Here is a 15,354-nt window from a genome sequence, read left to right as displayed (position 1 = left end):
ACTACTTAGCTGCTTCGGCGGCCCCGAAGCCCTCGGCCTCAAGCTTTGCAAGGATCTCCAGAGCAAACTCGGTCTGGCGCTCAGTCGGCAGGCGAGAAGGGATCTTCGCACAGATCTCGAGCGTGTTGTATTCGGCAGGCGACAGCAGCCGTTGGCTACGTCCCCACGTCTTGGCTTCGGCCCAGAATGCCGCTCCGAGTTCGAATACGCGGGTCTGTGCTTCGACACTCTTCGTCAGGTTCTCGTCTTCCGTGACCTCGTCTTCCTCGGACCTCGCATCGTCCTCCTCCACGAGAACATTCTGGAACGCGTCGCCATAGGTGAGGTTTCTCTCGGAGAAAGCCTTCCAGCAGGCTTGGGTCTTTGCCCACTCCGACATGTTGCGAACGCCATCGGGCGGGTTTGTTATGATATCTTGGGCTGCGGCAGCGGCTGCGAGGAGCGCAGCCTCCAAGTCGCTCGGAACGGCCTGAGCGCGCCATATCCGCGAAAGGTCTACCACCTTTTCCATCTCCCGAGCATCGTGCGCTACCTTGGCGATGGCATATGTCACGATGTTTGCCCGGTATCCTCCTTCATACCAGTCCTGAGCCGAGACAAGTTTTTCGAGACGGCGGAAGATGATCGCCTTGGCGACCAGATTGCGATACCAGACCTCGTTTATCTTCGCCCCGCTGCGTCCCCAGACCTTCTCGATCGTCTTCGCGAACTCCGCAAAGTTCTTCTGGGCGCCTTTCGACACCCATTCGGGGCTCCCAGACCACGAATTCTCGAACTTGGCCAGATCGGTCTTGGTAAAGAACTGGTTCTTCGGGAACTCCGCATCCCATTTCTTCTTCTCCGCATCGGTCTTGCGGCTCCGCTCGTCCGCATACTGGCCACGCGCCCTTTCGTAGAACCACTTGGTCTCACGATAGCCGGCCTCGCCTGCGGGAGCGAGGATCTTCCGGGAAAGCTCCTCGATCCGGATATGGAAGGGATGGTTGGCGAAGAAGTCGGCCGCGGCGACCTTGTTCTGACTGTTGGCGTATTCCGAGATTCTCGGCACTACCGTATCCGCAGAGATGGTCGGAATGACGTTGAGCTTCATCTGGACATAGATGTCCTTCATGCCGTCACCAGCCTTCTTTCGTGCGGCGTGAAGTGATGCAGTTGTCTGCCCGCCGTTGACGATCTGGAGGTTTTCGGCACTCACGAGAAGCAGGCCGTCCGCGGTCTGCTCGAGCTCCACTCCTTCTGCCGTGGCGGCGAGACCGTTGTTGTAGGCCAAGAACATCTGGGGCTCTTCCATGATTGTCTTGCGGATCCCCTTGTTCACATTGCCCCGCGCTTGGAGAAAAGATCGCACATTCGACTCGAGAAGCCGCGCCCCCCAGCGATCGTAGATTTCGGCCAGTTGCGTCCCAGGGATGACGGCAATGTAGCTCTCGAAGGCAGTGTCGGAGCCTGAGGCCTTCAACACCGGGACACCCCCGCCGAAATCCTCGGAAAACCGCACGGTCATGTCGGCTCGCGCCTTGCCCTGCTCAACGAAGGCCTGCAAGCGTTTTAGGTCCCAGACGCTGTAGGTAACTGGCTTTTCCCCGACACTGCCTGCGGGGCGGGCATCGACGACGGCGCGGTTGTCTGAGTTCGTGACGTAGATCAGCTTGATCTTTTCGATGCTCTTCCAGCGGGACTGAACAAGGTCCGACAACTGTGCCGCGTGGCTCGTCTCCTCGAGTTCGTCCGAAAAATCCGAAGTCCTGGCATGGCGGAGGAATTCCACGAGGCGATTGAATTGCGCTTTCAGGAACTTTCCATCAGTCCTTCGCACCTCGGCGTTCACCTGAAAGTCGCATAGGATCAACGAAAGCACGTCTCCGGCGTCGGCCGGATCGCCGCCATATCCCGAAACGGCAAGTGATACTCGACGCTTCTTGCCTTCGCGCACAGCCTGCCGCTGACCCTCGAAATGGCAATAGTCAGCCTGGTCGATCTCACCGGCCTCGGTCAGGATTTCACCGATCTTCTCGAAGAAGGCTTCTTGTGTGTAGAGGCCCAGCGCATCGGCATCACCTTGGATATCGGCGATCAGGCTGTGGTGGAATTCTCCCAGATCAGACATTGCACTTACTCTCGAAAAATAGCTGCTTCAGATTGCTGCTGGCCTGGAAGTCGGCGCAGTCGCCCAGGCGAATGGCATACTCCACGGCTTCGACGCCGGTCGGCAGAGGCGGCACGAGGCGAGGGAAACCTTCGCGCACTTCGAACATACGCACCGCCCCAAGATGCCAGGTTCTGTTCGCCTCCACCATTTCCGGATCGTAGCCGGTTCCGAAGAGGCGCTGTTCCCAAACATCATGCGCGATGAAGTCACTTTCGAACAGTTTGCCTGCCTGTTCGACGTGTTGGCTCAGATTTCCGCCGTCGCCATCCAGCGCCGTGTCCACATCTTGGACGCGTAGGAATAGTCTGGCGCCGGGTATATCCATCAGCTGCGCTTCTGAGGAAATCCGGACCTTGGGATGCGCGGCGCTTCTACGCGCCTTGCACTCTATGTAGAGGCCCGGCAGTTCGAAATCTTTGGCGCTCTCTTCGGGCCCGCGCCAGGCCTCTGCAGCGGCCATCGGGCCAACCTCGGCAACAAGTTCCCGCAGCAGGGCCAGTTCGCCGACGAGGCCGCGTTGTTCCTCGATGCTCAGCCCTCGTCCACCACCACGAAGCAGATAGTGCCAACGCATCGTGCGGCGCACGGCCCGCTGCAGCGCCGATTGCAGATCCTCGGCCGCCTCGGCGGCCCCCACGACATCTCGGCAGAGTGTCTCGAACAGATCCAGATGAGTGCGCTCATTCAGCGTGAGACAGTAGCAGTCCTGCCCCTCGACGACCCGGTAGAAGGCGCCGACATGGCGCAACTTGGGGAGGGGCTGCACGGGTTTGATGGCGTCGTTTAAACGCAGAACCAGCGCCGGGGACCGATCGGGCATCCTGCTCCAGAAGAAATCGTGCCGCCCGTTCCTGTCCACCCGATGGGCGATGCCAGGCTCGATATGCTCCCATGGGCTTTCAGTCGTCATCTTCGAGCGCCCCTTCGTCCGGTTCCTCGTCATCGAAGCCATACAGCTCGCGGAATTTCACGGTGTTGATCACGTATTCCACTCGCTGATCAGGTCGGGCCGACTGAGGGAAGCTGATGGACCAGCCGATGATTGGCCGATCGGGAATGCGATCGAGATGGGGCCGCTCCGCATCCTCGCCTTCTGGCTGGCGCACCCGGACCACATGAAGAACGAAGAGTGGCCTGTCACGCACAGCGCGGTAGATGCGGTCGGGATAGGAGATACGAGCATCTTCGCCGGTCTTCTCGACGCTTCTGTAGAGCGCTTCCGCCTCCGACGCTTTCTCAGGATCCACTCCGATCTTCTCAACACCGCGTGAGGCGATGCGGGCCCTCTTGCCGCTGATCGACAGAAGATCATCGGCGAGGTCTGCATAACCGATCCGGCGCAATTGCGGCCCTACGGTCCAATTGGCAATTTCTGCCTCGGGGCCCTCGCTGTTCACACTCGTGACGAGCACATCCCAGTTCTTGAGTTCGTTCTGCCTGCGATCACGAATGTAGCTCCGGATGGGTCCGGTCTGGGTGAGAAACGCCTGATCATGGTTCCGCCAGGCAAGAAGGAAATCGTCGATGCTCTCCACATCGACACCACGCAACAGATAGCCACCAAGGACCGTCTCGGCATCCTGCTGCCGATGCCCAGCCTCCTCGACCGCTTCTAGGAAACGGACCGCCGCTTCCTCATTTCTGGTTAGATCATCGACACGCGCGCTGATTTTCGCCGTCTCGACCCAGGCATTGGAGAGGCCGATCATGACGTGCTTCTGGCCCGACCCCATCTTGTTCCGCGCAGTGACCATCAGCGAAGTCGGGTGGCTCCGCACTGCGAGGCCAAAATCGGCCGGGGTGGCCTTGGCTTTCTGCATCTTCTTCAGCTCTTGGTGGAGCTCGTCGGTGGCTTCAGCAATGTGTGCATACCAGTCAATGGCATCGATAGGCATCCAGATACGACAGACATCCTCGTAACCGCCCCGGTAGCCGAACCAGCGGCCCATCTGCATGAGGGTGTCATACATCATGGTATTCCGTAGAAACCACGTCACGGTGAGCCCCTCGAGCGTCAGTCCTCGTGACAGGGAGAAGCCGCCGATCGCGATGAGTGTCTGTCCGATGCTGCTATCGTCCGAATAATCAAGACCGTTGGCCCGGCTGTTCACCTCGACGACCTTGGCTGCGGCGACGGATTCGAGCATGGCGCCCTGGATCTGGGTCCAATCGAACTCGAGGTCCGAATATTCTTCGATCCAAACCTGACGAAGCGCAGCAATCTCGGGGTCACCCAGACCTTCCGAACCACGCGCGCCGTTGACGCGAAGCGAATCCAGTATCGCATCCAGTCGCTCGTGAATCCGGTTGCGGATCTTTCCCTGCACATTGGTGAAGCGGCTGGCATTGACCAGCATCGAGCAATGTGACCGGGCCTGGCCACGCAGATTTCGTATTGTTCGTGCAATCAGGAACGTGCGCAGAGCCTTTAGAAGACTGTCGGGCAGTTCGTCCAAGCTTTGGTCGATCCTGTGCTTGATCGGAAGGATGTCCTCGTTGTCCGAAATGTAGCGAAGCCAAGTTGGCTCACTTTCCTCCGGAAGCCCGTCAATGAATATCTTCTTCGGCCCGAAATAGTTCGTCGGGGCATCGAGCCCCACGATGAAGTGTCTGGGAAAGAGATCCTCCTTTTTTGCTTCATCATACGAGTCGGGGTCCACGAAGATGTTCGCGAACGGAGTGGCCGTGTATCCGACATAGCAGCTGCGGTGGAACATCCCCAGAAGGTCACGGATCTGTCCGTTGATCTTGGTGATCTCCTCCTTCGAATACTTGGTATTGATGGAGGCATTGTCCGCCTCGTCATCGATCAGCAGCATGGGTTGGCTGATCATCTGGGCATCACCCTTTGCGCTGTTCTCGCGCAGCCAGTCGAGAAGGTTCTTGAGGGTCGAGTGGTTCTTCTTGATGACCAGGACGACCGGAACCTTGTAGGAGTCGATCTCGCTCGTGTTGCTGGTGGCCGTGTTCTTCCGAAAATCAGAGAGCGTGTTGGTCAGACTGACGGGCGTCCGCCGATCATCGAACAGTCCAACGCCTATCGCCTTGTTGCCGTCCCTCTTGCCTTTCATGGCCAGCCTGCCCGTATCGCGGCCGATGAAGCCCTCGTCGATCCGCTCCTGGGTCTGATTGCGCAGGTTGTTGTGGATGCCGGCGATCACCACGATCAGACGGTATCCGGCATCCGCCGCCTTGCAGATGAGACCAGTGTAATTTCCAGTCTTCCCGCTCTGAACGTGCCCCACTACCATGCCACGGCGGTCCCATTCTTCGTCGAGGTTCGGGTTCCCCAAGCGTCCGAGGATCTCGTCGGTTACAGTATCGGTAGCTGTCACGACATCCTGCGGAAGCCCATTCTTCAGCATGAGCTTCCGGTAGCGCCCCCAGTAGAAGGGGTCGATCGATGCCTTGGCCTGCGGCAGCCAAGGCCGAAAATCCCCATCGTCGACCATTGCTCCGAGGCCCATGCTGATGCCGAACCTCTCCTCGATCTCGCGTGCAAGTTGTTCTTGGGCGTCCGGATCAACTCCAAGGTTGAGGGCGCTGTTCAACGTGGTGATAAGTGTTCTCAGATCCTCTCCGCTCTTGCGCTCATTCGAAAGGGACTGTGAAACTATTCCGTCGAGGTGCTCGATTTGGTCATTCACTGGGACTCTCCATCTTCAATATCTTCTGCCAGCTTGCGCACCGAATCCTTGTGGCTCCGCAGTGGCTCGTTCGAGCATAGGTTTGCGATGATGTCAGATACTGTCATGCCCGTTCCATGGAGTATTCGGATGGCGGTTTCCACGCCCTCCGCCAGCGATGCGAAATCGGTCTCGTCTGCGTAGACATCTTCAGCCCCGCCAAGCATGTCGGCATGCAGGGATTCCATAGGCAGGCCAGAACCGATCAGTTTGAGACAGGTGCGAAACCCGTTTCGGAATTCCTCGGGGAGGCTTTCCTCAAATCCGCTGATCGACGGGTGGTCGATGTTGGGCCGGTAAATGATCCTGCCGTCCTGCTGGATGCGACTCCAGAATGGCAACTTCTTGTCGTCGACGAGCTTCTGCCCACGCCGTTTATATGTGCGCTTGGAGGTGCCTTGAAGCCGCTCGACGATCCGCCGCAGCCGATCACGGACGATCGGCGGCATCTGCGCATTCGCTTTCCGGACGTCAATCTTCCAGTCGGCGTCCATGGTGTTGGGTATATCGACCCGCACACGCGAAAGCTTGGTCAGTTCGGTTTGTCGCGCCAAGCCCAACCAGCTACCGGCAATGATAAGGCGTTTTTCCCGATATATGTAGAATCCCTGAGTTCGAAGATGCCCTTCCGGCCCTCCCAGTTCGTCCCATGCGGTTCGCGACATCATCTTGTGATGTGGCAATGTGAAACATTGGGTCTCCACGATTCCCCTCGCCAAGGGCAGGAGTTCTACCGGATCGACCTGCGTAGCCTTGTGGTCCTGCGCGAAGGGGTCGATGGGTGAAAGCTTCCTACCATTCAGAAGCAGACAAAGCTTGGGTCGATTGCCTTCCATGTAGCGGTGAAAGCAGAGCCGCAGATGCCGCTCTGCCCCGGAAAGCGCCTTGTTGATCTCCGCAGCCCGCTTTGTCGCGTCGTGCCGGTAACCGGTCGAAAGTCGATCCAGCTTGCGCCAAAGGACAATAGTTCCGGTTTCCGGCAAATGGTCCGCCGCAGGAACGCTCGACAAATCATCTTCGAGCTCAACGGCCCAGACGTTCGTCTCAGCCACCGTGTCGAGATCCCATGTCGCCGCCGACGTCAGGCCGGCCTTCCTGGAGATGACCGTCAGCTGGCGGCACTGTGAGAAACTGGCACTCTTCAGGCCGAGCCCAAACCGCCCGAGGTCGTGATCCTCGCGCTCCTCCAGAGGATTCCGAGATCCAGGCCGCATCGCCTCGATCAACTCGACCTCGTGCATGCCGATGCCATCGTCAATGATGGCGATCCAAGGCTCATCGGAGGAGGTTTCCGCCAGAATCTCCACCATCGAAGCATTTGCGGTTACGGAGTTGTCGATGATATCGGCCATCGCCGTCTCCAAAGTATAGCCGAAATCTCTCATGCCTTCGATAAGGGAAGCAGCGTGAGGCGTCGCGTCAGCTCGTCTCTTCATCGACATTGTCTTGCGTTTATTGACTCTCAAACCCCTAGTCCCTTGAATAATAACATTTTAGGCTGAACCTGAGCGGCAATCTTCGACCGTGCTCACTTCGATGCAACCACACAGTGTCACGGTCTTGAAGAAACCATGTTCGCTCCGAGACAGCATGGTGGTCGAGCAACAGTCCTCGGTATTCTGTCGTCCCGCTTCTGGGCGAGATCGGTCTGGCCCACTGACGTCCCTCATACTCACCCTCACAACTCCACGACCGGATACATGGGCGTGCCCCAGTCTCCCTCGGGGTCGTCCATCATCAGGTGGAGCATGACCGGCACCACACTGCCGAGGATCGCCGCTCCGTCGCGAAGCTGGTCGCGGTTCACCGAGGATCCCCAGGTGGCGCCACCATGCATGACCTGATTGCGGAGCACATAGAGCCGGTCGAAGAGCAGGGAGAGCACCGTCACCGTGTCCTGGTCGCGAAGGGCGATATGAAAGCGGCGCTTGGCGGCGGTGAACCGCTCCTCCCAGTCCTCGCTGTCTGCCTCGCCATGCACATGCGCCCAGAAGGGGGAAAAGACGTAACGGTTTTCGAGGAACAGGCGGATCGGTCCCGGGAAGTCATTCCAGACGATGTCATAAAGGCGATGCGCACCATCGAGACGGCAGAGACGGTGAAAGAAGGTCTGGAACGCATCGCGCGCGCCAAAGCTCGATCTCTCTCCGCCATAGGCAGCATTGAAGGCGATCCAGAGAAACAGGAAGCGCGCGGCAGGGTCTTCAAGCTCTTCCTCGGCCCGACCGATCCAGCTGATCGCCCGGTGCACGCGAAGACCGAAGGGAGAGGGCCATTCCTCGCGTTCGGCCCGCTGCCGCGATTTGAGGATCTCAAAGTGCGTTTTGATCGTCATGCCGTCTCCTCGCCAGTCCAGATGGGCAAGGCACAGAGTGCGTTCACGAGGCGCATCTGGTCCACCGTCGTGCATTTCGTCTCGAGCAGTCGCGGTGAGGCGAAGACGAGGCTCAGCGCCTTGCCCCGACTGATCGCGACGTTCATCCGTTGCCGGGAGAGCAGGAAATCGAGGCCTCGAGGGGTCTCGTCAGCAGAGGAGGCCGTCATCGAGACGATGGCGACCGGGGCTTCCTGGCCTTGAAAACGGTCGACAGTGCCGACCCGGATCTCAGGTGACGCCTCGCTCAGGGCATCGACCTGCAGGTTGTAGGGCGCGACCACGATGATGTCGGCAGCCTGCAGGGCTCGGGTGTGGCCGTCCTTGTCCGTCCACTGGCCCCCCAGCAGGTTTCGGACGGTTGACGCGATCGCATTGATCTCTTCCGGGCTGACTTGGCTCCGGCCTGCATGGTCGACCGGAACGAGATGGGCGCCGGTAGACGGCAAACCCTGCGCCAAGACCCGTTGGCCCGTTGTCGAGGGATGGGCGTGGAGCCTGTCCTCGTAGAATTGTGAAGAGATATAGCTGCAGAGATCCGGGTGCATGCGCCGCGTGGATGAAAGAAAGAGCCCCCGGTCTTCTGGAATGGTCTCCTCTTCCCCGATGATCCATTCTAGGCAGGACTTGTCTGCTGGGGTAGGGTGGGCTCCCTGGATGACCTGTGGAAGCTGGTTGGGATCTCCGATCAGGACGATGTTTCGTGCGGTGTTGGTCATCGCGACGAGGTTGGCGAGCGAGACCTGGCCGGCCTCATCCACGAAGAGATAGTCGAACGCGTCCTTCATCTCTGGTCGCGAGAAGAGCCACGCCGTTCCGCCGACAACGTCGGCACTCGAGAGAGAGCGGTCCGTGTTGTTCCGCGCGATGCGGATACGATCGTAGGGCGCTGTAAGAGACGTATCGCCTTGCTTGCCCTTGTGAGCGATTTCAAGGTTCTCGACGCTGAAGTCCGAGGTTTCGTCATCAAGGGCGTCAATGCACCCCATGAGCACGTTTCGGATTGCTTCATGGGCATTTGATGCAACGCCGACCCTCTTGCCCGATGCAACCAGTGAAAGAATGGCGCGGGCCGTGACGTAGGTCTTTCCGGTTCCGGGTGGCCCTTGGACCGGCAGAACGGAATTGTCCAACGCGTTGCAGGCTCGGATCAGGGCGGTCACTGGCTCTTCGCTTGCAAGCGAAGCCAGGTTGAGCCCTGCTTGCATCCTTGGAGGCCGGTGTGCCAGCAGATCATCCGCAGCCTTATTGGCGCGGGAACCAAGCTGGTCGGCCACGACAGCCATGATGGCTGCTTCAATGGCATCCGTGTTGAGCGCGAAGGTCGGGATCAGATCCAGCCTGCCCGGAAGATCGGTTTCGTATTTTCCGGACAGTTTGAGATCAACGGTTCGCGCCCTCGGATCCCATTTCTTGATGGACACGCTCGCGATCTGCTCACCTAGGAGAACGTTGGCGTTGGGCTTGCCCTTGAGCTTGGACTCCTGCACCGGGAACCGGTAGCGCCGAACCACGGCGGATCCTTCCGCGGATTGAGGACTCACCGCGTTGAGCCCGCCAAGGCAGTCGGGATCTTCGCAAAGTTCGTCCGATGTCTTTGTGGCGGCATCGAAGACCGTCCAGGCAGCAGGCTTTTTCTCGCGCGTATGGAACTGCGCAAGGTCGAAAAGCAGTTGACCTCGTCCTTCCGGAAGATCCGCCGCAAGAAGCTGTTCACGAAGCGCCTCGGCCGTGTGGTCAACGAGGTCGTGATGAGCGTCCTGCTCTGGCGCCGGATCCGGCCATGGGCCGTCCGGGCGCACGGAGACGAGCCAGTCACGCAGCTCCTCCGTGGAGATGCAGTCGAGGCGGTTGTAGTCCTCGATTTCCGCCAGGATGGTTGGATCCCCGTTCTCCCGCCAATTCTCATAAGCCACGACGGAGCCGCCGGCCGTCGTGACCTCTCCCGTGCGCTCGAAACCGTAGAGCGCTTCCATATCCTTGATGGAGTAGGACTTCTCTGAAGCCGCGATGCCGCCTCGGACCACGGCGAAGAGATCGCAGAAGCGCTTCTCGCGGAGCCACTTGTCGAGCTTCGCCTCACCTACACCGTAGTGTGTGCAGAGGCGGCGCAATGCAGTGATCTCATAAGCCGCATAGTGGTAGATGTGGGCTCCGGGATGAGCCGTCAGCCGTTGGTCAAAGATCTCGAAGAGCCTGACGAGTGCGTTGCGTTCCTCGGCATGGTCGTGAGCCCAGATCGCAGTGAAATCCGCGCCGTCCCAGATCCCATGCAGGTATTCGAGGCCGTCGATACCATTCTCGGCGTAATGCGGATCGCCTTCAATGTCGTAGAACAGATCGCCCGGATCGGGTCGCCAGAGCAGGTCGAAGCCTTTCCCCTCGACAGGCGGGCGTAGGACATGATGGGGCCCCTTGGCATCGCGGTCCGTCTGGAGGCGTGCCTGCAGGCGCAGTTTCTCCAGGGTCGGTTCAGCCAGTTTCGCGACAGGGCCGTCATGCTCCGCGAGGCCGCGCATGGTGGTGACCCCGGCGCTCTCGAGCTTGGCGACCTGGGGCGCGGATATGCCGGCAATGCGCCAGAGGCTGTCCTCGGCCGTCCAGATCGATCCACAATGCTCGCGCCACCGACAGAGGGCACAGGCCGACACGGGCACTGGCCGTGTCTCCCAGGGCTCCGCCACGAAAGCCTCGAGCCGATCCCGCGCATTCCTCGCGTAGGCTGCGTATTCCGCAAGCCGGAAGGTAGCCCGCTCGCCGTTCCCGAGGATCACATGCGCGCGCTCCGATGCACGGCCCTGCAGCGGCGTGAGCAGGTCCGAGTAGAGCACGAGCTGAAGAAGATGCTTCGGGTCGGGCTTGCGCTTCAGCTTGGTGTCGGCGACCTCGTAGGACCAGGGGCCCAGGTCGGACGGCACATCGACACGTTCCAGGAAATCCGACCAGCCACCCCATGCATCGCCTTCAAGGGCTCCTTGGAAGACGATGTCGGGTCCCTCCAAGAGGGCCGCCTGTGTCGCTTTCACGGCCGCGTCGAACGGCTGATCCTTGTCGATCTCGATGACGGTCTCGGTGAACTTGAGCTTTGCAAGGTGCTCCGCCTCGTGGGCATCGCCCTGCTTCTGCAACAGGGCTGCGTCTTCGCTGTCCTCGACATGCTCAGGGCCCCGCCCGTGGAGCTGCTCTAGGTCCAGGCGTGTTGCATGCGCGCAGGATGTGAAGCGCATCAGGTCCGACGCCGAGAGGCGGATATCGCCATTCTGAAATCTCATGAGGCTACCGAAGCCTGGATCTGCAGCGCCTTCCCGCCGAGGTCGCGGAACGCGCGCTGCCGGCAGCTCAGCACGATGATCTGAAGATCGCCTGCCTGCCGATGCAGGGCGTCGAACATCCGCTCGATCCGATCATCATCCGTGAAGACCAGCGCGTCATCGAGGATGACCGGCGCATGCCGCCCATCCTTCGACAGGAGGCGCGCGAAGGCCAGTCTCACGAGGAGCGCGATCTGTTCCTGGGTGCCGCCCGACAGAATGTCGACGGTCTCCTCCTGGCCATTCCGGATCAAGGATTGCGGCAAGAGCGTATCATCTGCCCAGTTCAGCTCGGCGTCCGGCCAGAGCAGATGCAGGAGGGGCCGTAGTTCACCGGCAACGGGCTCGAAATAACGGTCGCGGGCATCGGAGCGTGCGCCCTCGAGAGCAGCTTGAAGCCGTTCAAGCACTTTCACCTCGCGCGCGATGCGGGCAAGCCGCGCCTCCACTGCCTCGAGCTTGTCCGCAGTCTCTTGAAGCCGTTCCTCAACGGCCTCGCCGGCACTTCCTCTGATCCGTTCGTCGAGTGCCGCTATGGCCGGTCGCAGCTCGCCGATGCGGGCCAACGCGGCATCCTCGATGGACTGAGCTCGGGTCAGCGCAGCTTTCGCCGCAGCGATGTCCGGCGCGCCCGATTGTGCGTCTTTCAGGTCAGTCTCGGCCTGGCGGCGCTTTTCGTCTGCTGCGGAAGATTCCGATGCCAGTTCGACCTCATCTGTCTGGGGCAGGCGGTCCATCGCTTCGATGGCCGAGGTCAAATGTCTTGTGGCCTCCTCTTGAAGAACGAGAGCCGTCGTGTGCTTTGTGCGCGCGTCGTCCCGCAAGTCCCGCGCGGCCTCCATCTTGGCTCGGAGCTCCGCGACCACGCCACTCTTGATTCTGAGAGCTGCCTCTGCCTCTTCCAAGGACGGCAGGTCTTCGACCTCTTCCTCTTCCGCCGGCTGGGGCAGGGCGGCGAGTTGCTTTTGCAGATCTTCAATGCCCTTCGGGGCATGAGCCAAGAATTCGGCTTCCAGCTGAGTTAGCAGGGATTTTGCATCCTGACGCGCCCGGTGGGCGCGAGCGGCTTCTTCGAGGGACGTGACCCCAAGCGCCTTGAGCGCATCGTCAAGATTGGCCTCGGCCTGGGAGACATCGGCAATGTCCTCTGGCCCTGCGCCTGGATGAACGGTCAACTCGCCAAGACCGTCGAGCGTCAGCACCGTGTCAGAATGGATCGTCAATGCCTTGCCATCGGCAAGAACTTCACCTGCGTGGACTACGCTTCCGTCATGACCCGAGGCATAGCGCATGGTCACCCGGGTCGCCGTGCTGTCCCTCAGGGCGCGCGCGGTCACCAACGCGGAATTGAGACCGCGAAGCCGGTCCATGTCTTTGTCATCGGGCCCAATCGAGGAGCCGGCCTTGGCAGCTTCAACCTTGCCACGGGTCGACTGGGCTTTCTCAAGCCGCTCCTCGAGCTCCGTGCGGCGATCACGAGCGCTCTTTGCTTGCACACGGCGCACCAGAGCATCTGCCTGCCTTCGCTTTTCCTCAGCCGCGTCATGAGCCCTGGTCGCGTCTGCGAGGTTCTGCTCAGCCTCCGCAAGTATCTGGGCAGCCTTTTCGAGCTTGTCGCGGGCCTCCTGATCTGCCGCTTCTGCCTTCGATCTGGTTTGCACGACATCCCGGAACGTCTGAAGGTCCTGTTTCGCGCGGTCCGCCATCAGCCTGGCCGTCTGGACAGCCTGCTCGGCGGCCTGAACCTTGCTGGCATGGGTCTCGGCTGCCTGGAAGGCGACCTTTGCCGCCTCGAGCCGCTCCGTGCGCTCTGCGACAGTATCCGGCGCTTCCAGCTCGGCCAATTCGCGCCGGTGGCGATTGCGCTCGTCGAGTGAGGATTGCAGCGCTGCAACCTGCTGAACGAGGCTGTCCCGATCCTCCGTCAGGGTCTCAACGTCGTGCAGCGCGGCGGCCCAGGGGCCACCAGCTTTGGGGCGTCCCGTCGCCGTCGCAAAGCCCAAGAGTTCTTCGCGGCAACGTGCCAGAGCGGCGTCCATCCGGCGGCCTCCGGTCATGGCCTCGACTTCACCCGTCACCGACGACAGCAGGTCCCGGCGCGCTTCGAGAGCGGCCGTCTGTTCGTTTTTCTCTCCGTCGGACAGCCCGAGGAGTCCCTGTCGCACCCAGAGGAGACCGGATGGTCCTCCGTCTCCGCCGCCGAGAAGTCGCGAGATCCAGGCTTCAGCCTCGTCAGCCTGTGCGATCAACACGTCGCCTCGGGTGACCTTCGCTTCGGATTTTCCGAACCAGGTCTTGGAAATCACGAAGCGCCCCTCGGCTGTTTCTACCTCGACGGAGACCTTTGGAGAGCCTCCGGCGTGAGGCCGCAGGTGTTTGATATCCTTCTTCGTCGAGCCATGCGGCACGAAGAAGAGGGCGCGGAGCGCGTCGAAAACGGTCGATTTCCCGAATTCGTTAGGTGCGCTCAGAACGTTGACGCCATCGGATATGCCATCGATGCGAACCGGGTCGATGAAGCGCCGGACGTTCTCGAGCGTTATGGAGCGCAGCTTCATTTCGAGGTCTCCTTCGCATAGGCGTAGAGGCGGTTGAGGGCAGCGGCTGCGATTGTGCGATCCTCCTCGGAGAGAGCCATGTCCGCGGCTTCAGCCATCAGTTGGTCCGCGGCGAGGCGCATGGCCCCCGCATGATCGATCTCGTCGAGATCGCTCACGCTGTGGAGGGTGCCGAGATCATCCGACTGGCAGTCAAGGAAGGCGAACTCCGGGGCATGGCGCTCAGCGGCGCCACGCAGTGCCGCGTGTTCCGACAGCGACGCCCAGCCGGTGGCCTTGATCCTCATGAGCGTGTTGCGCCGCTCCGAGTCCGGCAACAGCGCTTCCAAGGCAGCCGCAGCGTCTTCGCCCTCATGGAGGGCGAGGCCCACGTCCTCCCAGAGAAAACTTCCGGTCTCGATCTCCGCGACCTCCGGCTCCAATCCGCGGCCGGGGATCGTTATCGCAAGGCAGCAGCCACGCCGGTTGTGCTTGAACTGATCCTGCTCTGGTGACCCGGAATAATGAGTGCGCGCCGAGACCCCGAGCCGCCCGTGCCAGTCGCCAAGTGCGAGGTAGTCGAGCGCCGCTGTTCGGTCCCGATCCGGCGGGATCTGCTCGCCACTCTCGGAGAAATCGACAACCCCACCATGTGCAAGGCCAATCCGCAGAACGCCTTCAGGCGTCTCGATCCTGGGAAGCGCCTCGGTCAGGTCGCGTCCGGACGACCGCACGGGGACGGGGCAGGGGAGGAGCATCGCGTCCGGCGCGAGTTCGACCGGCTCGCTGTCGAGCAAAGCCTGAATGTTTTCCGGCGCATCCTTCCTGATCGTTTCCCAGACGGGTTCCGCATTGCGCATGTTGTCGTGGTTTCCCGGGAGCAGCCACCAGGTGACATCCGTCTCGTCCCGCATCGCGGCCAAGGCCTGACGCAGCACCTGCGGCGATGGCGTGGATGAATCGAACGTGTCACCCGCCAGGAGGATGTGGTTTGCACGATGTTGGCGCGCCGCTTCGGCGAGATGGTGGATCTGGTCGAACCGGGCCTCCATAAGGCGACCACGTAGATTGCCGTCTGGCGGCTCGGGGATATTCAGAAAACGGCGGCCAAGATGCAGGTCGCTCGAATGAATGAAGCGCAAGGCAGGCATGTTCAACTCCTAACTCTTTACAGGGCAGTCTTCTCTGAAAGGCAGAACGCTATTGCGAATTACAAATGATGCGTGAGGGTGACAGATCTTGTCGGGGGCCTCGCGCCCGCCAGCGGAAACCTGTTGATAATTTGGAACAAGGCGCG

General features: G+C 60.7%; 8 protein-coding genes. All 8 read right to left on the bottom strand.

Annotated features, from left to right (window positions below; genetic code table 11):
* Nucleotide 1: 1 nt before the first annotated feature.
* Complete coding sequence (locus tag ROSELON_RS16355; protein ID WP_025313377.1) at nt 2-2,107, bottom strand: AIPR family protein; 2,106 nt, start codon at nt 2,105-2,107, stop codon at nt 2-4.
* Entirely contained in the window at nt 2,100-3,059 is a 960-nt protein-coding gene (locus ROSELON_RS16350; RefSeq protein ID WP_025313376.1) for a PD-(D/E)XK motif protein, read from the bottom strand. The genes ROSELON_RS16355 and ROSELON_RS16350 overlap by 8 nt, the downstream gene beginning before the upstream one ends.
* On the bottom strand, nt 3,049-5,796 hold the full coding sequence (locus ROSELON_RS16345; RefSeq protein WP_025313375.1) for a Z1 domain-containing protein: 2,748 nt from the start codon (nt 5,794-5,796) through the stop codon (nt 3,049-3,051). The genes ROSELON_RS16350 and ROSELON_RS16345 overlap by 11 nt, the downstream gene beginning before the upstream one ends.
* A complete protein-coding gene (locus ROSELON_RS16340) occupies nt 5,793-7,220 on the bottom strand; it encodes an ATP-binding protein (RefSeq protein ID WP_281172826.1) in 1,428 nt (475 codons plus the stop codon). Before ROSELON_RS16340 ends, ROSELON_RS16345 begins: the two co-directional genes overlap by 4 nt.
* Nucleotides 7,221-7,513: 293 nt before the next feature.
* A complete protein-coding gene (locus tag ROSELON_RS16335; RefSeq protein WP_038650524.1) occupies nt 7,514-8,170 on the bottom strand; it encodes a HEPN domain-containing protein in 657 nt (218 codons plus the stop codon).
* Nucleotides 8,167-11,481: a TM0106 family RecB-like putative nuclease gene (locus tag ROSELON_RS16330; RefSeq protein WP_025313372.1), complete on the bottom strand. Its 3,315-nt coding sequence runs from the start codon at nt 11,479-11,481 to the stop codon at nt 8,167-8,169. The genes ROSELON_RS16335 and ROSELON_RS16330 overlap by 4 nt, the downstream gene beginning before the upstream one ends.
* On the bottom strand, nt 11,478-14,078 hold the full coding sequence (locus ROSELON_RS16325; RefSeq protein ID WP_025313371.1) for an AAA family ATPase: 2,601 nt from the start codon (nt 14,076-14,078) through the stop codon (nt 11,478-11,480). Before ROSELON_RS16325 ends, ROSELON_RS16330 begins: the two co-directional genes overlap by 4 nt.
* Nucleotides 14,075-15,208, bottom strand: a complete 1,134-nt coding sequence (locus ROSELON_RS16320) for a metallophosphoesterase family protein (protein WP_025313370.1) — start codon at nt 15,206-15,208, stop codon at nt 14,075-14,077. The genes ROSELON_RS16325 and ROSELON_RS16320 overlap by 4 nt, the downstream gene beginning before the upstream one ends.
* Between the last annotated feature and the right edge of the window lie 146 nt (nt 15,209-15,354).

This window comes from Roseibacterium elongatum DSM 19469 (assembly GCF_000590925.1).
GTDB classification, from domain to species: Bacteria; Pseudomonadota; Alphaproteobacteria; order Rhodobacterales; family Rhodobacteraceae; genus Roseibacterium; species Roseibacterium elongatum.
This window is presented reverse-complemented; position numbering and strand designations above follow the sequence as displayed.

Bases quoted from the DNA above. Each gene is read 5' to 3' on its own strand.
- ROSELON_RS16355 (WP_025313377.1), bottom strand. From the start codon at position 2,107: ATGTCTGATCTGGGAGAATTCCACCACAGCCTGATCGCCGATATCCAA.
- ROSELON_RS16350 (WP_025313376.1), bottom strand. From the start codon at position 3,059: ATGACGACTGAAAGCCCATGGGAGCATATCGAGCCTGGCATCGCCCAT.
- ROSELON_RS16340 (WP_281172826.1), bottom strand. From the start codon at position 7,220: ATGAGAGATTTCGGCTATACTTTGGAGACGGCGATGGCCGATATCATC.
- ROSELON_RS16335 (WP_038650524.1), bottom strand. From the start codon at position 8,170: ATGACGATCAAAACGCACTTTGAGATCCTCAAATCGCGGCAGCGGGCC.
- ROSELON_RS16330 (WP_025313372.1), bottom strand. From the start codon at position 11,481: ATGAGATTTCAGAATGGCGATATCCGCCTCTCGGCGTCGGACCTGATG.
- ROSELON_RS16325 (WP_025313371.1), bottom strand. From the start codon at position 14,078: ATGAAGCTGCGCTCCATAACGCTCGAGAACGTCCGGCGCTTCATCGAC.
- ROSELON_RS16320 (WP_025313370.1), bottom strand. From the start codon at position 15,208: ATGCCTGCCTTGCGCTTCATTCATTCGAGCGACCTGCATCTTGGCCGC.